We start from the raw sequence: 21537 nt of genomic DNA on the forward strand, positions 1-21537 counted from the left end.
GGATGCCGTTGGCACAATGGACGCATGAGCACCAAGGGGCAGCGAGCACGGGAGATCAACGAGACCATCCGCTACACGATGTGGTCGGTCTTCCGGCTGGCCCAGCCCTTGGGTGAGGCCGACCGGGCGGCAGAGGGTGCCGAGGTCGAGAAGCTGTTCGCCGAGCTCGCCGAGGCAGACGTCATCGTGCGCGGGGTCTACGACGTCGCGGGGCTCCGCGCCGACGCGGACCTGATGGTCTGGTGGCACGCCACGACCTCCGAGGAGCTGCAGTCCGCCTACCACCGGTTCCGTCGCACCGCCCTGGGCCGGCGGCTCGAGCCGGTCTGGTCGCAGATGGCGCTGCACCGACCCGCGGAGTTCAACAAGAGCCACGTGCCGGCGTTCCTCAGTGACGAGGAGCCCAAGCGGCACGTCTCGGTCTACCCGTTCGTGCGGTCCTACGACTGGTACCTGCTCGAGGACGCCGACCGCCGCCGGATGCTCGCCGACCACGGCAAGATGGCCCGCGACTACCCGGACGTGCGCGCCAACACGGTCGCCAGCTTCTCGCTCGGCGACTACGAGTGGATCCTGGCCTTCGAGGCCGACGAGCTCTACCGCATCGTCGACCTGATGCGACACCTGCGCGGCTCCGAGGCGCGGCGCCACGTGCGCGAGGAGGTGCCGTTCTACACCGGCGCGCTGACCGGCGTCGCCGACCTGGTCGACCGCCTGCCCTGAGCCCGGAACCGGGACGGCCCTGAGCCCGTCGTACCGGCATGAGGACCCTGCTCGCCGCGACCGCCCTGTTCCTGACGCTGCCGCTGCTGGCGGGCTGCGGCAGCGACGGTGACACCACGGCGACCGATCCCGGCCCGTCGGCGGCGGCCGGGATGCCGACCGCGATCCCGGCGGCGCCCGGCACCGTCCACAGCGCCGGGCTGGTGACCGTCCTCGACAACGGGGGTCCCGAGCTGTGCGTGGGGCCGGTCGCCGAGTCGTGGCCGGTGCAGTGCACAGGGCCGGCCGTCACCGGCTGGGACTGGGCCGACCACCACGGCGTGTTCGAGCACCAGCAGCAGGTCCGGTGGGGTCAGTTCGCCGTCACCGGCACCTGGGACGGCACCACCTTCGGCTACGGCGACGCGACTCCGGCGGCGCTGTACGACCCGATGCCGACCGAGCAGGTCACCTACCCGGCGCCGTCGGTGCGGCACACCCCCGCGGAGCTCACCCGCATCGCCGGGGAGGTGGGTGACCTCCCCGGCGTGCAGAGCACCTACACCGACGCGGGCCACCTGCTGGTCGACGTCGTCTATGACGACGGCACCCTGCAGGCCTGGGCCGATGACACCTACGGCAAGAACGTGGTGATCCTCCGACCCGCCCTCGTGGACGAGTAGCCCTCAGACCACGGGGTGGTTCGCGAGGAACACCCCGGCCGGGTCGACCGCGGCGCGAACCTCGCGCAGCCGGTCCCACCCGCCGCCGAAGACGGTGGCGAGATCGGTCAGCGCCTCGGTGAACGTCAAGACGCCGGTGCCCGTGCTCCACGGGGCGAGCGCGGAGCACAGCGCCCGCCCGTCTGCGCGCCCGCGCTCCCCGGCCTCGGGGAACGGCGCCATGGCCACGCAGTAGAGCGCGAAGGCTCCGTCGACGTGGGAGAGGACCCCGCCGCCCTCGACCGGACGGCCGAGGGCGCCGCCGAGGTGGCGCAGCTCGCCGAACAGCAGCGAGCTGGTCGATCCGGGCCCGATCTCGGCGAGGTACGCCGCGATCGCCTCCTCGGGCAGTCCGGCGAGCACCAGGTGGTCGCCGACCGCGGGCGCCGGTGCGGGCGGGTCCATGTGGACCGCGAGCATGCCGGTGGCCGGGATCCGGCCGAACGTGTCCATCTCCGGCCCGAGCGCCCGCAGCGGGGCGAGCAGCTCGGCGGCTCGGTCGTCGTCCTCGAGCACGGCGCCGTCGATGACGACGAGCTGGCGGCCACTGAGGAACGGCGGCAGCTCGGGCAGCGGCGGGAAGCTCATCACCCGCAGCGCCGTGGTCACGGTGTCCGGCAAGTCCGCCGTCCACGCCGCCCACGCGCGCACCACCTCGGGCGCGCGGTCGCGCGGCCACAGCAGCATGCCGGCGTACACGTCGGCGTAGGGCAGCAGGTCGATCTCGAGCGCGACCACGACCCCGAGGTTGCCGCCGCCTCCGCGCAGCGCCCAGAACAGGTCCGGGTGCTCGGTCGCGCTGGCACGCACCAGCGAGCCGTCGGCGGTGACGACCTCGGCGGCCCGGATCGTGTTCGCGGCGAGACCGTGGGCGCGACCGTAGAAGGAGACCCCGCCGCCGAGGGCGTAGCCGGCCACGGCCACGTCGCCGGCGCTGCCGTGGACCGCGGTGAGGCCATGCGGTGCGGCGGCGGCGACCACGTCCTGCCACAGGGTGCCGCCGAGGACGCGCGCGGTGCGGGCCTCGGCGTCCACGGTGACGCCGGTGAGCTCGGAGAGGCGGACGATCACCACGTCGTCGAGCGGCGACTCGCCGAGGGCGGCGGCGCCGTGGCCGGTGCTCTGCGGTGCGACCCGCAGGCCAGCAGCCACCGCGGCCCGGACGACGTCGGCCACCTCCGCGGCCGAGTGCGGTACGGCGACCGCGGCCGGCCGCTGGTCGACCGCGAGGTTCCAGGGCGTGCGGGCGGCGTCGTACCCGGCATCGCGGGGGAGGTGCACGCGGCCCTCGCATAGTCCGCGCAGCGACTCGGCGGAAGACGGGGGAGTGGTGGTCATGGCGAGGGGTTCCTTCGTGGTGGTGGGTTGGGGTGGGATCCAGGTGGTCTCGGACGGGCCGGGGTGCCAGGGCGGGTCGACGCGCAGCAGCCGGTCGACCGCGAGGAAGCCGTGCTGCAGATCAGGCCCCATCGCGTCGAACGGCGGGACCTGGGAGGCATGGGTGCGGATCGCCTGCCACCGCAGGTCGAGCACGTCGGCGACGTCGACGAGCGTCGTGAGGTCCTCGTCGGGCGTCCCGAGCGTCGCGAGCCCCGTGAACTCGGTCATCAGGGAGCGCGCCAGGCAGAACAGATACGTACGCCGCGGTCGGTGCGCGACCCGCTCGAGCGCCGCGATGGTCGCGTCGCGCATCACGGCGTGGTCGCGGTGCCCGTCGCTGGCGTCCAGGGTGACCACGACGTCGGGGCGCAGCTCGTCGATGACCGATGCGACCCGGTCGCGGACCTGGTCGGGGTCCGCTGCGGCGAGCGAGCCGGGCGCGGGTTCGCCGTCCATGCCGGAGTCGACGTAACCCAGCAGCTCGACCCGTTCGGCGCCGAGCAGGCGGCACGCCTCGCGCAGCTCGCGCTCGCGGACGGCGGGCAGGTCGGCGACGGTCAGGCCGCTGCCGGGCGCCGGCTCGCCGAGCTCGCCCCGGGTGGCGCAGACGACCACGCTCCGCAGTCCGTGCGTCGTCGCGTGGGCCAGCACCGAGCCGCACCCGAAGGCCTCGTCGTCGGGGTGCGCGACGACCACGAGCAGCGTTGCGGCGCGGGGGCGGGCGGTGGCGTCGAGCGCGACCAGCATGCCGGGCACGCCGAGCGCGTCGACCGCCTCGATCCGCACCTCCGGCCTCGAGCCGGTGGCGTCCAGGCGCTCGAGGAGCACGTCGTACACGCCCTCGACCGCGTGCGGGTCGGTCGTCGACACGCGCAGCTCGACGAGGTCGGCGAGGGTCAGGTGCTGCTCGGCGAGGGTGGCCTCGAGGCGGCTCACGGCCAGGGCGAGCTGTGCGGCGGCGTCATCGGCGTGGATCAGGCGGCCACGCTCGTCGAGCGGGCCGTGCTCGGGGATCGTCAACATGGGGGAACCCTCCACGGGACGAGGGTCGGGGAGCCATCCCGGAGTGGTGGTGACTTTGCCGGCTGTTCGTCTGGTGGTCTGGTCCACCCAGAAATGTGGGATGGGCGGCCGGGGCGCCCTCGCCGACACTGTGACCGTGGCCACCGGACTGACGCTCGAGCGCGTGCGACGCGACGTCGAGATCGTGGCTCAGGCCGGGCTCGACCTCGACACGTTCCTCGAGGAGGCGGTCGCATCGGTGGGCCGCGCGGTGCCGTGGGTGAGCGCCTGCGTGGCCACCCACGACCCGAGCACGCACCTGCTCACCAGCGCCCGCAAGTACGGCCATCTGCGCAGCGTGAACAGCCACGACCACGAGTTCGGGCTGATCGAGTACGGCACGGTCGAGCCGACGTCGTTCACCGAGCTCGCGGCCGGCTCACGTCCTGCGGCCGGCGTGCACGCACTGACCGGGGGAGAGGTCGAGCGCTCGATCCGGATGCGGTCGTTCATGGTGCCGCGGTTCGGTTTCTTCGACGAGGCCCGCCTGGTCTTCCGGGACGGTGCTCAGGCCTGGGGTGCGCTCGCGCTGCTGCGTGGTGGCGACGACCGGCCGTTCGGCGAGGAGGACATCGACTTCCTCGCCTCGCTGTCGTCGCTGTTCGCGCGCGGGGTGCGCACCGGCCTGCTGTGCCGGCTCGCGGACGTGCCCGCCGGCCACGCGCCCACGGGCCCCGCGGTGCTGATCGTGGGATCGGACGGGGAGATCCTGCAGACCAGCCAGGGCGCCGCCGACCGGATCGCTCAGCTGGTCCGCGGCGCGGCCGCGAGTGACCCGTTGAGCCCGATCTCCGCGCTCGTGGGCGCGGCCCGGCGCTACGCGCGCGGCGAGATCACCGCGCTGCCGCGCTCGCGGGTGCGGGCCGCCGACGGCATGTGGCTGGTGCTGCACGCCGCACCGCTCTCGGGCGCGGACGGGCGGGTCGGGGAGGTCGTGGTCACGATCGAGGAGGCCCGGCCGCCCGAGATCGTCGCGCTGGTCGTCGCCGCGTTCGGGCTGACGCCGCGCGAGCGCGACGTCACCCAGCTGGTGCTCCAGGGAGTCGACACCAAGGAGATCGCCGCGACGCTGCACGTCTCGGCGTACACCGTGCAGGACCACCTGAAGTCGGTCTTCGACAAGGCCGACGTGCGGTCGCGGCGCGAGCTGATCGCCCGCGTCTACTTCGACCAGTACGTCCCGCGGATGGGCTCCGACCTCACGCCGTCCGGCTGGTTCGCGGGCTGACCGAGAGCCGCAACCAGGGGGCGAACCCGATCAACCCTGGTCGGCGGGCTCCAGCGTGAGGCTGATCGAGTTGATGCAGAAGCGGTCACCGGTCGGGGTGCCGTAGCCGTCGGGGAACACGTGGCCCAGGTGGGAGCCGCAGTTGGCGCAGCGCACCTCGACCCGCTTCATGCCGTGAGAGGTGTCCTCGAGGTACTCGATCGTGTCACTGATCGGCTGGTAGAACGACGGCCAGCCGCAGCCGGAGTGGAACTTGGTGTCGGACTCGAACAGCTTGGCCTGGCATGCCTTGCAGCGGTAGACGCCGGTGGTCTCGGTGTCGGTGTACTCGCCGACGAACGCCCGCTCGGTGCCGGCCTCGCGCAGCACGGCGTACTCCTCGGGCGAGAGCTCGGCCCGCCACTCCTCCTCGGACTTATCCACGTTGTAGGCCATGGCGCAACGGTAGTCGGCGCGGGCAACACGAGCGTCGGGTGTCGACGTCACGGGCGACCCACGTCACCCCTAGGGGGCGTTGACTGACTCGGAGAACAATTGTTCACTGAACTGCATGGCCGGTGCGACGACGATTCCCTGGAGCCGCCTGCGGGGCGCAGGCGACAAGCTCACGACCCCGCTGCACCCCGACGACTACCTGCGGCTGCTCAACCCGCTGTGGAGCGAGCGCGAGCTGCGCGGGCGGGTCGAGGAGGTGATCCCGGAGACCGACGACGCCGCGACCCTGGTGATCCGACCGGGGTGGGGGTGGCGCTACGACCACCGCCCGGGTCAGTACGTCGGGATCGGCGTCCAGGTGGACGGCAAGTTCCAGTGGCGGTCCTACTCCGTGTCCTCCCCGCCGCAGCGCATGGGCCGGACGATCTCGATCACCGTGCGGGCGATGCCCGAGGGCAAGCTGTCCGCCCACCTGGTCAACGGGCTCGCGCCCGGGACGATCGTGCGCCTCGCCTCGCCCGAGGGCGACTTCGTGCTGCCGGACCCGCCGCCGGCGAAGATGCTGTTCCTCGTCGGCGGCAGCGGCGTCACCCCAGTGATGGCGATGCTGCGCACGCTGGATCGGCGAGCCCAGCAGAGTGGCCGGACGATGCCCGACGTCGTCATGCACTACTCCTCGCCCACCCCCGAGCGGATGATCTTCCGCGCCGAGCTCGACGACCTCGAGGCCCGGCACGAGTCGCTCACAGTGCACCGCCTCCACACCGACCTCGACGGGATGCTCGACCTCGCCGACTCCCGACGCGGACTCGACAGCATCTGCCCCGACTGGCGCGAGCGGGAGACCTTCGCCTGCGGCCCCGGCCCGATGCTCGACGCGATCAGCGAGCACTTCCGCGCCGCGGGCATCGAGGACCGGCTGCACCTCGAGCGGTTCTCCCTCGAGCTCGGCGGCGAGGGTGGAGAGGGCGGCACGATCACGTTCCGCAACTCCGGCAAGACCATCGACGCCGACGGTGCCACCACCGTCCTCGAAGCGGGTGAGGAAGCGGGCGTCGGCATGCCGTACGGCTGCCGGATGGGCATCTGCCACACCTGCACCCTGACCCTCGTCTCCGGCCGGGTGCGCGACCTGCGCAACGGCGAGGAGTTCGCCCAGCCCAACGAGCGCGTGCAGACCTGCGTCACCGCCGCGGTCGGCGACTGCACGCTCGACATCTAGCGCTGGTCGAGGTGCGAGCAGAACGAGCCCACCACCGGTGGCTGAGGTGCGAAGCGCAGCGAGCCAACCCCGGTGGCTGAGGTGCGAAGCGCAGCGAGCCAACCCCGGTGGTTGAGGTGCGAGCGAAGCGAGCCTCGAAACCACACGACAGGAAGGACTGACATGGCCATCAGTGACGTCAAGGAGTACACCCACCTCACCACGGAGGAGGTGGAGCAGATCGGTCGTGAGCTCGACGCGATCCGAGCGGAGATCGAGGAGTCGCGCGGCGCGAAGGACGCGGCGTACATCAACCGGATGATCAAGGTCCAGCGCGGCCTCGCCGCAGCCGGCCGGGTGACCCTGCTCGCCTCGAGTGCGACCGGCAAGGCGAAGAAGCCGGCGTGGGTCACGGGCGCCGCGCTGCTCGGCGTGGCCAAGATCCTCGAGAACATGGAGATCGGCCACAACGTCATGCACGGCCAGTGGGACTGGATGAACGACCCCGAGATCCACTCCTCGAACTGGGAGTGGGACACCGCGCAGCCGGCCGAGCAGTGGAAGCACAGCCACAACTACATCCACCACCAGTTCACCAACGTGCTCGGCTACGACAACGACATCGGGTACGGCATCCTCCGGATGGCCCGCGAGCAGAAGTGGCACCCGGTCTACATCGGGCAGCCGATCTACAACGCGTTGCTGGCCTCGCTCTTCCAGTGGGGCGTGGCCCTCCACGACCTCGACCTGGAGCGCATCCGCAAGGGCCAGAAGGACCCGAAGGAGATGAAGCGCCAGCTGCGTCAGATCGCGCGCAAGGGCCGCAACCAGATCCTCAAGGACTACGTCGTCTACCCGGCGCTGTCGGGCAAGGGCTGGAAGTCCACGCTCACGGCGAACATGACCGCCAACCTGGCGCGCAACCTGTGGTCCTACGTGATCATCTTCTGCGGCCACTTCCCCGACGGCGCGATGCACTTCACCGAGGAGGAGATCGAGGACGAGACCCGCGCGGAGTGGTACCTGCGCCAGATCCTCGGTGCGGCGAACTTCAACGGCGGCCCGCTGCTGCACATCATGAGCGGCAACCTCGGCTTCCAGATCGAGCACCACCTGTTCCCGGACCTGCCGAGCAACCGGTACGCCGACATCGCGGTGCGGGTGCGCGAGCTGTGCGACAAGTACGACATCCCGTACACGACCGGGCCGCTGTACCGGCAGTACGGCCAGGCGCTGCGCACGATCATCAAGCTCTCGCTGCCCAACTCGATGACCTCGAGCGACCAGCCGGAGCCGCCGACCCCGGCCCGCGACCGCAAGCGCCGCTCCGACGACGAGCGCCCGCCCCGGCGCCGCGAGCTCGGCGGGTGGATGCGGAGCGCGTCGTGATCGCGGTCGCCGACGGCCGCGTCCCCGACGTCACCGCTGGGCGGTGGGTGACCCAGTGCGCACTGAGCCGCATCTGCGGGTCCTGCGCGGAGTCGCTCGGCCGCCCGGTGGCTTTCCTCGGCACGCCGGAGGAGGTGGCGCGCAACGCGTTCCATCTCCCGCCGATGCACGTCGAGTGCGCCGAGGACCTGCGCCGTACGCCGCAGGCCGACCCGTCCTGGCAGCTCACGCTGACCGCAGGGTTCGAGTTCGTGCGCCCGGTGCGCGAGGACGCCGACCGGAGCCCGACGTTCCAGCCCAACTCGCTGCTCTAGGAGTCTCTGGGCGGGCGTCAGCAGACAAAGCAAGAGCCCCGCTGCCGCCTTCTCGGACCCACCCCGGGGAGGTGGGTTCGAGCGCGCGGCAGCGGGGCTCTGCGGTTGGCCGCATGTTCCCCCGGTGTCCGGATCAAGCTTGGTCCGTGCGACCGATGACCTCACCATCGGTCGGGCCCCAGGAGACCTGAGCACTGGACCAGACCATTTTCCCGGTGCCCGCCGACCCACCGCCGGGCTAGCCTCCTGGCATGCCGAAGCCACCAGCAGCCGAGGTCCAGGCCGGCGGTCGCGCCGTGCGCGTCTCGAGCCCCGACCGGGTCATCTACGAGGCGACCGACCGCACGCCCGAGGTGACCAAGCTGATGGTCGCTGAGTACTTCGCGAGCGTCGAGGGCGGGCTGATGCGCGCCCTGCGTGACCGGCCGACCGCGCTGGAGCGCTGGACGTCCGGCGTACGTCCGGGGATGCGGCTCGCAACCGGACCGCAGGACAAGGACGCCGACGCGTTCTACCAGAAGCGGGTGCCCAAGGGGGCGCCCGACTACCTCGAGACCGTCCAGGTCACGTTCCCGTCCGGGCGTACGGCGGACGAGATCTGCCCCACCGAGATCGCCGTCCCGGTCTGGTGCGCCCACATGGGCACGCTGGTGTTCCACCCGTGGCCGGTGCGGCGCACGGACGTGGACCACCCCGACGAGCTGCGCATCGACCTCGACCCCCAGCCCGGCACCACGTTCACCGACGCGGTCCGGGTCGCCGGGGTCGCCCGCGAGCTGCTCGAGGAGCTCGGGATCGTCGGCTACCCGAAGACCTCCGGCAACCGGGGCGTGCACATCTACGTGCGGATCAAGCCGGAGTGGGAGTTCACCGACGTCCGGCACGCCGCGATCGGGTTCGGCCGCGAGCTGGCCCGCCGCGACGAGGGCGTGACGATGGAATGGTGGAAGGAGGAGCGGGGTGAGCGGATCTTCGTCGACTTCAACCAGAACAACCGCGACCGCACGATCGCCTCGGCGTACTCCCTGCGCCCGCTGCCCGGCGCGCCGGTCTCCACCCCGGTCACCTGGGACGAGCTGGCCGGCCTCACCGACCCCCGCGAGTTCAACCTCTTCACGGTGCCCGACCGGGTCGCCGACGGCGACCCGTGGGCGAGCATCGACGACACGGCGTACTCCCTCGACCCGCTGCTCCGGCTGTGGGAGGAGCTGCCGGGCGGCGAGACGAGCTTCCCGCCCGACTACCCCAAGATGCCCGGCGAGCCGCCCCGGGTGCAGCCGAGCAAGAAGGTCGCGGCGCACTGGGACGAGGAGGGCAATCGCGTCGACTCCTGACTCGGGCTCGAGTTCGACGGCCCGTGGGGAGAGATGGGGCGAACCCCATGTGCGGCCGGCCCGACGGCCGTACCTTGCCTCCATGAAGGCAAGGCGATTCCTCGTCCTGGTCTGCGCGTTCTTGCTCGGAGGTTGTCTCTGGGCTGCAACTACCGCCAACGCGACGCCGAGTCCACGGGATATGAACTGCGGTGACTTTGCCAACCAGGCGGCAGCGCAGAGCTACTTCATCGCGCTCGGGGGTCCGACCTACGACCCCGATCGCCTCGACGCCGATCACGACGGAATTGCGTGTGAGTCGCTGCCATGCCCCTGTAGCACCTATACGGGCCCCGCGCCGACCCCCTCTGCGACGGCTACTCCGACTCCGACGCCGACGCCGACGCCGACGCCGACGCCGACGCCGACTCCGACTCCGACTCCGACGCCGACTCCGACGCCGACTCCGACGCCGAATCTGGACGAAGCTGGTCGCTACTACCTCGCACAGGTGTGCCCGGTCGCGAGTGTCGAGGGAGGCCTGTTGCGGCTGGTGATGCGCGGCGGATCGCGCCTGGACCCAACACGGCTGAACCCGCGGCAGTTGCGGAAGATCAACTCTGCGCTCCTCAGGGCCTCGAGCGCGTATGGCACGGCCGCGGTGAACTTGTCGAACCCACCCGTCGCCTGGCCACCGGTTGCTTCCGCGTCAGTTGACGCTGTCGTGGGCCATCTGGCGGGTTCTGTCGATGCGGCTGGCCGAACACGATCGAACTCAGCGCGCGTCTTCGTCCGGCAGTGGAACCGGACCTTTGCGCCGCGCCTTGCGGAGTTCGCCGCTCTGTCGTCACAGGCTCGAACGGCGTTGGCTCTGCCGCTCACGGGAGGTTGCTGATACGCGGTCCGCGCTGCGGAGACTGTGGTTAGTCCCCTCCGGCGATCGGGAGCTCGCCTGATCGTCTGACCTACACCGCTCGCAACGCCGCCGCCCCCAGCACCCCGATGATGCCCGGCGAGCCGCCCCGGGTGCAGCCCAGCAAGAAGGTCGCGGCGCACTTGGACGAGGAGGGCAACCGCGTCGACTCCTGACCGCCTCCGGGTGGGTTTGGGCCGGGCGCGCGCTGGGAAATCCTCCGGTGTCGGGGACAGAGAGGAGAGCGCTCCCGTGTACGAGTCCACGCGACCCGTCTCGGTCGTGGTGTTGTCCGACCAGCCGGTGATCGCCGCCGGGGTCGAAAAGCTGCTCGAGCCATACGCCGACCGGGTCGTGGTCGTCGACGAGGCCTCGAGCGACCAGGAGGCCGTCGTTCTCTACGACGTGTTCGGCCTCTACGTCGGTCACGACGAGGACTTCGAACGGGTGGTGAAGAGGCATCCCGACCGGGTGCTGGCCCTCTCGCGGGTACTCCAGCCCGGGCTCACCGCCCGGGCACTGGACCTCGGTGCCGTCGCGTCGGTGTCGGTCGGACTCGACGGAATGGGGATCCTCGCGGCGATCGAGGACTTCGCCTCGGGCCGGCTGCAGGACGGATCCCAGGCGGACATCGACAACCAGGCAGACCGGCGGCGGCAGCTGGGCCGTGACGTCGACCTGACCCCGCGCGAGCAGGACGTGCTGGGCCTGATCGTGCGCGGCCGCTCCAACGAGGACCTCGCCGCCGAGCTCTACCTGAGCATCAACACCGTGAAGAGCCTGATTCGATCGGTCTACCGCAAGATCGACGTGATCAGCCGCTCCCAGGCTGTCGCCTGGGGGGTCGAGCACGGGTTCCCGACCGGGGCCGAGCAGGCCGGTCCGGAGTGACGGACCTCCCGCTGGAGCCAGCCCAGGACGACCCGGCTAGCCCGGCCCGCTGGGCGGCGTACCTGGACTGGCTTCGTGAGGACGTCACCGGCGCGGTCCTGCGGCTGAGTGCGGCGCAGCGCCGTACGGTGCGCCTGCCGTCCGGATGGTCACCGATCGAGCTGCTCAGCCATGTCCTGCACATGGAGCAGCGGTGGTTCGTGTGGGGCTTTCTCGGCGAGGCGGTCGACGACCCCTGGGGCGACTGGAGCATCGACGAGCCGTGGGAAAGCGATGTCGACGGCCGGTGGGTCGTCGCGCCGGACGTCACCGCCGAGGAGTTGGCGGAGCGGCTGCACGGGGTGGGGGAGCGGACCAGGTCGGTCCTGCGCGACTTCCCGCTCCATGCCACTGCCTCGCCGGGCGGCCGGTTCGCCGCCGACCCACCGACCTTGGAGTGGATCTGCTTCCACGTCCTCACCGAGTACGCCCGGCACGCCGGCCACCTCGACATCGTGGTCGAGCTCGCCGAGCGTGACGACCAGGACCAGGATCAGGACCAGGACCAGGACCAGGGCGGGGCGACCGGCTGAGACGCGAAAGGCCCGCCCCGCCTTCGTGGACGGATCCACGCGCGCGGAGCGGGCCTTGCGGACCGACCGATCGGCGCTCCCCCCAGCGCGCCGGGCGGATCCCCACGTTCCGCTCGATCGGTCCTGATGTCGCGACCGGCGCCCCTCTCTCCCCCCGGAGCCGGGTGCCGGTGCCGGCGGGTCTCCCTGCCGACAACCAGAACACTAGGCGCGCGATTTCCACGCCCGGGTCACACCAGATCCACAACTCGGACAGAAATCACCCACGCGTTAGCCTCAGGCCGTGCTCCTCGCCTTCGACACCGCCACGCCCCTGGTCACCGTCGCGCTCCACGACGGCACGGATGTCGTCGTCGAGCTCCGCGCCGACCGGCCCATGAAGCACGCCGAGCAGCTCGCTCCGCTGATCGACCGGGCGCTGACCGAGGCCGGGATCGTCCGACAGGACCTGACCGCGATCGCCGCCGGCGTCGGCCCCGGCCCGTTCACGGGGCTGCGGGTCGGCCTGGTCACCGCGCGGACGCTCGGGTTCGTGCTCGAGATCCCGGTGTACGGCGTGTGCTCCCTCGACGTCCTCGCGGTCGAGGCCGTCGACAGCGGTGCGGTGCCGGCAGCCGGAGCCGACGGGTTCGTTGTCGCCACGGACGCCCGGCGCAAGGAGGTCTACCTGGCGAGGTACGACGCCGACGGCGCCCGCCTCGACGGGCCGGTGGTCGGCAAGCCCGCCGATCTCGCGACCGGTGACTGGGTCGTGGGCGAGGGGGGCGCGCTCTATCCGGAGGCCTTCCCGCACCGCGCCGGTCCCGCCGCGCCGAGCGCCGGGTGGCTGGCGCGGGTCGTGGCGGAGGAGCGCGCCGAGCTGTGCGACCCCGAGCCGCTCTACCTGCGCCGCCCGGACGCGATGACCCCGCACGCCCCCAAGCGCGTCTCGTGATCGTCCGGCTCGCGGTCGCCGGCGACGTTCCAGCGATCGCCGCCCTCGAGCGCGACAACCTCGGCGACGACGCCTGGTCCGAGGCGCTGGTGGCCGAGGGAGTGATCGGCAACCTGCCGACCGTCGCCTACCTGGTCGCCGAGGCGGACGGAACGGTCGTGGCGCACGCAGCCGCGAGCATCGCCGGTGACATTGCGGAGCTGCAGCGGATTGCGGTCGACCCGGCGTACCGCCGTCGCGGGCTGGCCGGCGAGCTCGTGAACGCGGTCGTGGACCTGGCCCGCGTGGGTCGCGCGGACCGACTGCTGCTCGAGGTGCGCGAGGACAACGCGGGCGCGATCGCGTTCTACGCCGCTCGCGGGTTCATCGAGATCGACCGGCGCCGGCGCTATTACCGCGACGGGACGACGGCCGTGGTGATGCGCCGCAGCCTCGGGCGAGGCTGCGGCGCATCGGCGCCGGCTCAGGGCAGGTAGTACGTCGGGTTCGGCAGCTTGACGACCCGGTCGGAGGAGCCCCCGATCAGGTCGCTGTACTGGTCGCCGAAGTTCGCGACGATGTGCAGGCGGAGCTTGTCCTGCACGTACTTGCGGGTCGAGGCCTTGTAGTCGATCGTCGAGCACTTGCTGGCGTCGCCGTCCAGCCCGCAGTCGACGTACGCCGGCGGCGTGTCGGTGCTCGTCCACTTCGTGAAGTAGAACGCCGACTTGAACAGCGGGTTGCCCTGGCCGTCGTGGTAGTAGCGGGCCAGGTTGTCGAGTGTCGCGAGCCGCTGGGCGTTGTTGCGGCCGGTCAGCCCGACGATCTTGCAGCCGGCCTTGGCGGCGGCCGCGACGACCCCGGGCATCCGCGGCGTGGCCGGGAAGCGGCCCTCCTGCACCCAGGTGTTCTGCAGGGTCGGGTCGAAGTTGAAGTGCATCGCCCCGTCCTCCATGTCGTAGGTCATCAGCGTCGTGTCGTCGGCGTCGAAGACGACCGCCGGGCGCTGCTTGGCCCGGACGCCCTTGGCGCAGATGTTGGTCAACCGGTGCTTCCACGTGGTGGCGAGCTGCGTCATCTGGGTGATGTAGGGCGAGGCGTCCTTGTCGGCGATGCCCCCGGTGGCGCCGTAGTAGGCCCGGATCGCGCCCTTGACGTTGTCGATGTTCGGGATCTTGTCCCCGGGGGTGGTCAGCCCGCTCGACCCGTCGGCGGCCATGTCGAACTCGGTGGGCAGCGTGAGGTCGGCGTCGCTCGCCGGCGCGCCCTGGATGTCGGGGCTCGGCAGGTAGTACGTCGGGTTCGGCAGCTTGACGTTGTGCAGCGCGTGCCCGCCCTGGAGGTCGGAGTACTGGTCGCCGATGTTGAGCACGATCGTCTCACCGGTCGACTCGATGTGGGCGCGGGTGCCCGCCTTGTACTCGACCGTCGTGCACTTGGCCGGGTCGTCGTTGGGGTCGACGCTGGTGTGGCAGTCCAGGTAGTCGGGCTTGGGCGAGGTGCTGTCGAACTTCGTGAAGAAGTTGTCGGCGGTGAAGCCCTGGTAGCCGACCTTCGTCAGGTTGTCGAGGGTCGCCTGCTCCTGGCTGGCGCCGCGCCCGGTGATCCCGTAGACGTCGTAGCCGCGGTCCCGCACCTCCTTGACGAGGTCGACCATGCCCGGGGTGGCGGGGAACTTGCCCGGCAGCACCCAGTCGGTGTTCTGGACGGCCGGGTCGAAGTTGAAGTGCATCGCCCCGTCCTCCATGTCGTAGGTCCACAACGTGGTGTCGTCGGCGTCGAAGACGACCGCGAGGTGCGGAGCGGGTGCGGGGTCGGGCAGCTGGGCGAGGATCGCCTGCTCGATGCCGGTCATCTCGGTGATGTACGGCGAGCTCGTCTTGTCGGCGATGCCGGCGCTGGAGGCGTTGTAGTACTTGCGGATCGTCGACTTCACCGAGTCGATGTTGGGGATCGCCTCGCCGTTCGCGGCGGGCGCCGGTGCGGTCCCGTCGGGGTTGAGCGGCTGCAGCACGAAGTGCGTGCGCGGCGTGAGGGTGGCGTCGTCGGTGCGGGCGTCGGCAGTGGCCGCCGTCCCCACCAGGAGGGTGATCGCCGAGGCTGCGGTGACGAGGGCGCGGGCCCGGGGGCGTCCCGAGAATCGCATGCGTGCTCCTTGAGGTGCGGGGGTGACCGGCTCAAGGTACGCCCGGGTGGGGACAGGGGGAAGACGCCCGCAAGCGCTCGTCTCAGGGGTGCAGCCGGGCGCCCTTGACGATCTTGTCCACGGCGTTGCGCGGCGCGTGGACGGCCAGGCCGACGAGGTCCAGGTCGTCGCGCCCGACGGCCCGGACCGCCGCCCGGTTGTCCTCGTCGTTGCCGGTGCGGAACAGGTCGGAGGTGAACACCCCGACGGTCAGCTCCCGGCGCAGAGCGCGGGTGTGCGCCTCGCGCAGGGTGGCGGCGTCGCCCTCGAACACCAGGATCGGTTGGCCGAGCATCGCCAGGTACGGCGTACCGTCCGCGTCCGCGTAGGGCTCCCCGACCAGCTGCGGCCACTGCGCGGTGACGCCGCTGACGAGGAACGCGGCGGCGTTGAGCCGCTGCCACGGGGCCAGGTCGTCGCGGAGGAGCACGGCGATCTTGGTGTCGAATGCCATGACTCGATCGTCGGCCGCCGGAGCGGGACGAGTCTTGTACGTTCCTTGCATGGCACCGCGCCCGACGATCCGCGCCTGGCGACCGCCGGTCGACGGCGTGGCTGAGGTGCTGCACGCCCACTTCCCCGAGCACGCGTACCCCTCCCACACCCACGACACCTGGACGCTGCTGCTCGTCGACACCGGCACGGTGCGCTACGACCTGGAGCGTCACCAGCACGGAGCGCTCGGCGACCGGGTCACGCTGCTGCCCCCGCACGTGCCCCATGACGGCCGGTCGGTCGAGTCGACCGGGTTCCGCAAGCGGGTGGTCTACCTCGAGGAGCGCACGATCGACGTCGCGCTGGTGGGCGCCGCGGTCGACCACCCGGGATGGGCCGAGGCCGGGTTGCGGCGCCAGGTCGACGAGCTGCACGACTCGCTGGCCCAGGCGGGCGACGCGTTCGAGGCGGAGGTGCGGCTGGCGCTGGTCGTCGACGCGCTGCAGCGGCGGCTGGCGGGGGCGACGGCGGCCCCCGTCGTACGCCGGGACCGGCCGCTGGCGCACCGGCTCCGTGACCTGCTCGACGCCCGGGTGGTCGACGGCCTCACGCTGCCGGAGGCCTCGCGGGTGCTCGGCGCGCACCCGGCCCACCTGGTGCGGGCGTTCGGCGGCGAGTTCGGCATTCCGCCGCACCGCTACCTCACCGGGCGGCGCCTGGACCGCGCCCGGCGGCTGCTGCTCACGGGGGAGCGGGCCGCCGACGTCGCGGTCGAGGTGGGGTTCCACGACCAGGCGCACCTGACCCGCCACTTCCGCCGGCTGCTGGGGGTCACGCCGGCGGCATACGCCCGGTCGGCACAATGACCTGGTGAGCAGCGACGACAACGCACCCCTGGTGCTGGGCATCGAGACCTCGTGCGACGAGACCGGGGTCGGCATCGTGCGTGGCCACACGCTGCTCGCGGACGCCGTGGCCAGCAGCGTCGACGAGCACGCGCGCTTCGGCGGCGTGGTGCCCGAGGTCGCCAGCCGGGCGCACCTCGAGGCGATGGTGCCGACGATCGAGCGGGCCTGCGAGACCGCCGGCATCCGGCCCTACGACGTCGACGCGATCGCCGTCACGAGCGGGCCCGGGCTCGCCGGCGCGCTGATGGTCGGTGTCGCCGCCGCGAAGGCGCTGGCGATCGGGCTCGGCAAGCCGATCTACGGCGTCAACCACCTCGCCGCCCACGTCGCGGTCGACCAGCTCGAGCACGGCCCGCTGCCCGAGCCCTGCCTGGCGATGCTCGTCAGCGGCGGCCACTCCAGCCTGCTGCGCGTCGAGGACGTCACCACCGGGGTCGACCCGATGGGCGCGACCATCGACGACGCGGCTGGGGAGGCGTTCGACAAGGTCGCTCGGCTGCTGGGCCTGCCGTTCCCCGGCGGCCCGCACATCGACCGCGCCGCCCGCGAGGGCAACAGCGTCTACATCGACTTCCCTCGCGGCCTGACCAGCCGCCGCGACCTCGAGCGGCACCGGTTCGACTTCTCGTTCTCCGGGCTGAAGACCGCGGTCGCGCGCTGGGTCGAGGCGCGCGAGCGGTCGGGGGAGCCGGTGCCGGTCAACGACGTCGCCGCGAGCTTCCAGGAGGCGGTGTGCGACGTGCTGACCCGCAAGGCGATCGACGCGGCGGTGAGCCAGGGCATCGAGGACATCCTCATCGGCGGCGGCGTCGCGGCGAACTCCCGGCTGCGCGCGATGGCTGAGGAGCGGGCCGCCGCGCGCGGCATCCGGGTGCGCGTGCCGCGCCCCGGGCTGTGCACCGACAACGGCGCGATGGTCGCGGCGCTGGGCGCCGAGATGGTCGCCCGCGGCCGTACACCGTCCGCGCTCGACCTCCCCGCCGACTCCTCGCTCCCGGTCACTGAGGTCTTGGTCTGATCGACAGCGGGGGTAGTCCCTGACGTTTCCGGGGTGCTCCGGCCAGGGACACCCCGCGGACGTCAGGGACTATCGGCCGCGGCGGGCTCCTCGCCGGCCTTCTTCTCGTCCCCGTGGCCGGGCCACCAGGCCCGGTGCCCGATCAGCGCGGTCAGTGCCGGGGTGAAGAACATCGCCATCACGAACGCCGCCACGAAGATGCCGAACGACAGCGCGAAGCCCATCGACTGGATCAGCGTGTTGCCGCCCAGCATCAGCGAGGCGAACGTGCCGGCGAGGATGACTCCGGCGGCCGCGATCGTCGGGCCGGCGTGCTTGATGGCCTCGGCCGCCGCCGCGTGCGGGTCGCGGCCCTCGCGGGCCTCCTCGCGTAGCCGGGCGATCATCAAGATGTTGTAGTCGGTGCCGAGCGCGGTGACGAACAGGTAGATGTAGATCGGCAGCATGAAGATGAGGCCCTCGTGGCCCAGCACGTGCTGGAACATCACCACGGTCGCGCCGAGCGTCGCGGCGAAGCCGAGGCCGACCGCGGCCATCAGGTACCACGGCGCCACCAGGCTGCGCAGCAGCAGCGCCAGGATCAGCATGATGATGAGGGCGGCGACCGGGAACACCACGGAGTAGTCGCGGGCCATCGCCTTCTGCAGGTCGGCGAACACCGACGGCGTACCTCCCACGTAGGCCTCGGTGCCGTCCGGCGCCGAGTCGTGGGCGGCGGTGCGGACCGGTCCCTTGACGTCGTTGAGCGCGGCGTCGGAGGCCGGGTCGTGGTCGAGCACGACGCTGAACTGCGCCGCCGTACCGTCCTTCGAGACCTCAGCGGGGTAGACCTTGGTCACGCCGTCCGCCGCCTCGAGGTCGGAGCGGTAGGTCTCCAGCGCCCCTTGGTCGAGCGCGCCGTCGTCGGAGACGAGGACCACCGGCACCGGCTCGCTGGCGCCGGCGGCGAAGTGCTCCTGGAAGACCTCCAGGCCCTTGGTCGACTCGACGTCCTTGGGCAGGCTGGAGTTGAAGTCGAACGATGGGTTGAAGCTCAGCGCGAAGGCGGCCAGCGCCACCATGACGGCTCCGGAGGCGAGCGCGAACCGCCCCGGGTGACGGCCCAGTGCGGCGCCGACTCGGGCGAACCGGGCGCCCTCGGGCTCCTGGCGCCACTTCTTCGACGGCCAGAACAGCGCCCGGCCGAGCACGGTGACCACGGCGGGCACGAGGGTGAGGGCGGCGAGCAGGGTCACGGCGACCGCGATCGCCAGCGCCGGCCCGATCGCCCGGAACAGGCTCAGCGAGCTCAACAGGAGTGCCATGAAGGCGACGATGACGGCGCCGCCGGCCGACGCGATGGCCTCGCCGGCGCGCTCGAGTGCGTGCACGACCGAGGGGCGGGTGTCCTCGCCCTGCCGGCGACGCTCGCGGTAGCGGAACAGGAAGAACAAGATGTAGTCGGTGCCGATGCCGTAGAGCACGACGACCAGGATCGTCTGGATCGAGGAGTCGGCCTTGAGGTCGAAGGCCTCGTTGGCCCAGCCGATCAGCCCGGTGGCCACCGAGGAGGCCAGCGTGACGATCAGCACCGGCATCAGGCAGATGATCACGCTGCGGAAGATGATCGCGAGCAGGACAATGATCAGCACGATCGTCGCGATGGCGACGATCGCCAGCGTCCGGTCGCCCTCCTCCTGGGAGTCCAGGCTCTGAGGCACCGACCCGGTGGTGAGTACGTCGAGGTCCGAGCCCTTCATCAGCGGCTCGAGCTCCTTGCGCAGGTCCTTGCCGTCCGCGATGGCCTGGTCGTCGAAGCCGGTGGCGTTGTCGGCGAGACCGATGATGCCGATCTGCACCAGGCCGTCCTGGGAGACGTTGGGCTTGCCCTCGGGGTCGGTCGTCGCGACCTGCTGGACGAAGGTCTTGTCGTTCAGCTTCGGCCCGAGGTCCTTCGCGATCTGGTCCACAGCGGCCTGGTCGTCGGAGGTGAGCTTGCCGCCGTCCTTGCGCTCGAAGACCAGGATCGCTCCCGGCGTGGTGGCCCCGGGGAACTTCTCGTCCTGGATCTTCGCGGCCTTGATCGACTCGTAGTGGTCGGGCAGGAAGTCCGACTCGTCGGAGGTCGTCTGCAGGGCTGGTGCGAACGCGACCACGAGGACGGCGAGCACCACCCACGCGGCGATGACGTACCAGGGACGACGGGACACGAAGCGACCAAGAGCGGCGAACACGGTTCCTGACCCTAGCGACGTCCGCGGGGCATGTGCCTCCGACTTTCGGCTACACCTCGTCGGCTACTCCGAAAGGAGGAATTCCGACGCCATCTCCGGGATCGGCCCGTCGACGGATCCCTCGACCACGTCAGCCTGCCGACCGTCGAGCGTCGAGAGCTGGAGCGTCCACTGGGGGTTGCCGTTGCCCGCACCGACCGCGACGAGCAGGTGCTCGGCGTCAGCCCACGCCCAGTCCTTGACGACGCCCTGGCCCGGCGCGAACATCCCGACCTGGTGGAGCCGGCTGTCGAACGCCTCGATCGTGCCCCAGGTCCCGCCGTCACCCTTCGCGCCCGAGAGGTGCTCCCCATCGGGGGAGAACCGGAGGAGAGCCGTGTCGCAGTTCCGGGCCACCATCGTCGCCGCCGTCGGGTCGTAGAGGCCCGCGCAGCCGAACTGCGGGTCCGCCCGGTCGGGGTACTGCACGGCCCAGAGCTTCCCGTCGGGACTCACGTCGGAGACTCGCAGCGGCTCGCTGGTCGACAGCTCGCGGTAGCCAGCGGGAGTGATCTCGCCGGTCGTGGTGTTCCAGTCGCCGACCAGGAGGTGCTGGGCGTCGAGCACCGCGTCGATGCTGCCGGGCGACTCGCCCTCCATCGGGATGCCGGCCATGACCGCGGGCTGCGATGCGTCGCTGGCGAGCACCTGGACTCGGAAGTCCTGCCCCACCCACGCCGCGACGCTGTCGTCCGCGCTCATCGTGATCGCGTTGCTCTGCACCGGGTACTCGGCCTGCAGGCTGCCGTTGCCGGTGTAGACCCGCACGACGTACGGCTCCTGCAGCGCGACAACCAGGCGCCCGTCGGTCAGGACGCCGTAGTTCGTGACGTTCGCGTTGTCCACGTCCACCCGGACCGTGCTGCCGTCAGGTCGCGTGACGACCCCGTCGTGGAGCACGGACGTGCTGTTCACCGCGGGCGCCGAGGGCGCCGGTTCGGGCCCCTGCGAGCGGTCGGAGCCCCCGGTGAGCACGGCCGGCACCAGCACCGCGACGACCACCGCGGCGGCGACGGCGCCGACAGCGCCGGCCCGGCGCCGCCGGCGGATGCCGTGCGCGGCGCTGCGCACCGCCTCGAACGTGAGCGGGGCGTCGTGCACCCCGCCGTACGCCTGGTCCGCGCGGCGCTCCAGCTCGCGGGCGAACGTCTCCTCGGTCATCGCTCCTCCTCCCGGTGGGTGGGGTTCAGGTCGGTGGGCGTTCGCTCGCGCAGTGCGGCGAGCGCCCGGCTGGTCTGGGACTTCACGGTGCCGACCGAGATGCCGAGCACGTCGGCTGTCTCGGCCTCGGTCAGCTGCTCGTAGTAGCGCAGCACGACCACGGCCCGGGCCTTGCGGGGCAGCGTCGAGACGACGTCCCACACCGCGGCGCCGAGTCCCTCGTCGTACGCGTCGTGGAACGGGCGGCCCTCGGGCACCGTGTCGGTCGGTGCCTCGCGGCGCTTCCAGCCGCGCCGCCACAGCGAGTTGTTCTCGTTGACCATGATCCGGCGCACGTAGGCGTCCACGGAGTCGCGATCACGCACCTTGTCCCAGGCCAGGTAGAGCTTGGCCAGCGACGTCTGCAGCAGGTCCTCCGCCTGGTGCTGGTCGCCGGTGAGCAGGTAGGCCGTCCTCAGCAGTCGTCCCTGGCGGGCCTGGAGGTACGCCGTGAAGTCGGCGTCCCGGTCCGTCATCGTGGCTCCTCGAGCTTGTGTCAGCACA

The 21537-nt window shown here is 71.5% G+C and carries 21 protein-coding genes; 14 read left to right on the forward strand and 7 right to left on the reverse strand.

The features are described 5' to 3' along the window. The first annotated feature begins 24 nt into the window (after positions 1–24). Both hemQ and AC3ANS_RS04725 read left to right on the forward strand, forming a co-directional pair. On the forward strand, positions 25–723 hold the full coding sequence (hemQ, locus tag AC3ANS_RS04720) for a hydrogen peroxide-dependent heme synthase (protein ID WP_488295012.1): 699 nt from the start codon (positions 25–27) through the stop codon (positions 721–723). Positions 724–761: 38 nt separating this feature from the next. Then, on the forward strand, positions 762–1385 hold the full coding sequence (locus AC3ANS_RS04725; RefSeq protein WP_488295013.1) for a hypothetical protein: 624 nt from the start codon (positions 762–764) through the stop codon (positions 1383–1385). A 3-nt stretch (positions 1386–1388) separates the two neighbouring features. Here AC3ANS_RS04725 and AC3ANS_RS04730 read toward each other — a convergent pair whose 3' ends face one another. After that, the gene (locus AC3ANS_RS04730; RefSeq protein WP_488295014.1) at positions 1389–3827 is read right to left on the reverse strand and encodes a PIG-L family deacetylase; all 2439 of its coding nucleotides are present in this window, start codon (positions 3825–3827) and stop codon (positions 1389–1391) included. 136 nt (positions 3828–3963) lie between these two features. Between AC3ANS_RS04730 and AC3ANS_RS04735 the strand changes: the two genes are divergently transcribed. Continuing rightward, positions 3964–5094, forward strand: coding sequence for a response regulator transcription factor (locus AC3ANS_RS04735; protein ID WP_488295015.1), 1131 nt, complete (start codon positions 3964–3966; stop codon positions 5092–5094). Positions 5095–5124: 30 nt separating this feature from the next. Here the strand turns inward: AC3ANS_RS04735 and msrB are convergent, their stop codons facing one another. Beyond that, on the reverse strand, positions 5125–5529 hold the full coding sequence (gene msrB, locus AC3ANS_RS04740) for a peptide-methionine (R)-S-oxide reductase MsrB (RefSeq protein ID WP_488295016.1): 405 nt from the start codon (positions 5527–5529) through the stop codon (positions 5125–5127). Between the two features lie 115 nt (positions 5530–5644). Here msrB and AC3ANS_RS04745 point away from each other — a divergent pair, with 115 nt between their 5' ends. The 9 genes from AC3ANS_RS04745 (at position 5645) to rimI (ending at position 13532) form a co-directional block, all read left to right on the forward strand. After that, positions 5645–6751 (forward strand): ferredoxin reductase, encoded by a 1107-nt coding sequence (locus tag AC3ANS_RS04745; protein WP_488295017.1) that lies wholly within the window; start codon positions 5645–5647, stop codon positions 6749–6751. Between the two features lie 162 nt (positions 6752–6913). Beyond that, positions 6914–8119 (forward strand): fatty acid desaturase family protein, encoded by a 1206-nt coding sequence (locus tag AC3ANS_RS04750; RefSeq protein ID WP_488295018.1) that lies wholly within the window; start codon positions 6914–6916, stop codon positions 8117–8119. Then, positions 8116–8433 (forward strand): hypothetical protein, encoded by a 318-nt coding sequence (locus AC3ANS_RS04755; protein WP_488295019.1) that lies wholly within the window; start codon positions 8116–8118, stop codon positions 8431–8433. Before AC3ANS_RS04750 ends, AC3ANS_RS04755 begins: the two co-directional genes overlap by 4 nt. A 251-nt stretch (positions 8434–8684) precedes the next feature. Beyond that, positions 8685–9767 (forward strand): DNA polymerase domain-containing protein, encoded by a 1083-nt coding sequence (locus AC3ANS_RS04760; RefSeq protein WP_488295020.1) that lies wholly within the window; start codon positions 8685–8687, stop codon positions 9765–9767. A gap of 181 nt (positions 9768–9948) precedes the next feature. After that, on the forward strand, positions 9949–10641 hold the full coding sequence (locus tag AC3ANS_RS04765; protein ID WP_488296427.1) for an excalibur calcium-binding domain-containing protein: 693 nt from the start codon (positions 9949–9951) through the stop codon (positions 10639–10641). A 270-nt stretch (positions 10642–10911) separates the two neighbouring features. Next, positions 10912–11550 (forward strand): response regulator transcription factor, encoded by a 639-nt coding sequence (locus tag AC3ANS_RS04770; RefSeq protein WP_488295021.1) that lies wholly within the window; start codon positions 10912–10914, stop codon positions 11548–11550. Continuing rightward, a complete protein-coding gene (locus tag AC3ANS_RS04775) occupies positions 11547–12122 on the forward strand; it encodes a mycothiol transferase (protein ID WP_488295022.1) in 576 nt (191 codons plus the stop codon). The genes AC3ANS_RS04770 and AC3ANS_RS04775 overlap by 4 nt, the downstream gene beginning before the upstream one ends. 283 nt (positions 12123–12405) lie before the next feature. Further along, positions 12406–13056, forward strand: coding sequence for a tRNA (adenosine(37)-N6)-threonylcarbamoyltransferase complex dimerization subunit type 1 TsaB (gene tsaB, locus AC3ANS_RS04780; protein WP_488295023.1), 651 nt, complete (start codon positions 12406–12408; stop codon positions 13054–13056). Then, positions 13053–13532, forward strand: coding sequence for a ribosomal protein S18-alanine N-acetyltransferase (rimI, locus tag AC3ANS_RS04785; protein WP_488295024.1), 480 nt, complete (start codon positions 13053–13055; stop codon positions 13530–13532). Before tsaB ends, rimI begins: the two co-directional genes overlap by 4 nt. Here rimI and AC3ANS_RS04790 read toward each other — a convergent pair. Together AC3ANS_RS04790 and AC3ANS_RS04795 are read right to left on the reverse strand one after the other, a co-directional pair. Then, positions 13520–15181 (reverse strand): HAD family acid phosphatase, encoded by a 1662-nt coding sequence (locus AC3ANS_RS04790; RefSeq protein ID WP_488295025.1) that lies wholly within the window; start codon positions 15179–15181, stop codon positions 13520–13522. The genes rimI and AC3ANS_RS04790 overlap by 13 nt on opposite strands. 82 nt (positions 15182–15263) lie before the next feature. Beyond that, the gene (locus AC3ANS_RS04795) at positions 15264–15674 is read right to left on the reverse strand and encodes a DUF2000 family protein (protein ID WP_488295026.1); all 411 of its coding nucleotides are present in this window, start codon (positions 15672–15674) and stop codon (positions 15264–15266) included. 49 nt (positions 15675–15723) lie between these two features. On the opposite strand from AC3ANS_RS04795, the gene AC3ANS_RS04800 reads away from it, so the two are divergent. Continuing rightward, entirely contained in the window at positions 15724–16521 is a 798-nt protein-coding gene (locus AC3ANS_RS04800; RefSeq protein ID WP_488295027.1) for an AraC family transcriptional regulator, read from the forward strand. Positions 16522–16525: 4 nt separating this feature from the next. Then, a complete protein-coding gene (gene tsaD / locus AC3ANS_RS04805; protein WP_488295028.1) occupies positions 16526–17581 on the forward strand; it encodes a tRNA (adenosine(37)-N6)-threonylcarbamoyltransferase complex transferase subunit TsaD in 1056 nt (351 codons plus the stop codon). A gap of 62 nt (positions 17582–17643) precedes the next feature. Here the strand turns inward: tsaD and AC3ANS_RS04810 are convergent, their stop codons facing one another. The 3 genes from AC3ANS_RS04810 to AC3ANS_RS04820 form a co-directional block, all read right to left on the reverse strand. Beyond that, positions 17644–19770 (reverse strand): MMPL family transporter, encoded by a 2127-nt coding sequence (locus tag AC3ANS_RS04810; RefSeq protein WP_488295029.1) that lies wholly within the window; start codon positions 19768–19770, stop codon positions 17644–17646. Positions 19771–19857: 87 nt separating this feature from the next. Beyond that, positions 19858–20994 (reverse strand): hypothetical protein, encoded by a 1137-nt coding sequence (locus tag AC3ANS_RS04815; RefSeq protein ID WP_488295030.1) that lies wholly within the window; start codon positions 20992–20994, stop codon positions 19858–19860. Continuing rightward, positions 20991–21509: a SigE family RNA polymerase sigma factor gene (locus tag AC3ANS_RS04820; RefSeq protein ID WP_488295031.1), complete on the reverse strand. Its 519-nt coding sequence runs from the start codon at positions 21507–21509 to the stop codon at positions 20991–20993. Before AC3ANS_RS04820 ends, AC3ANS_RS04815 begins: the two co-directional genes overlap by 4 nt. Between the last annotated feature and the right edge of the window lie 28 nt (positions 21510–21537).

The organism is Nocardia sp. 149-1B, from assembly GCF_057747975.1.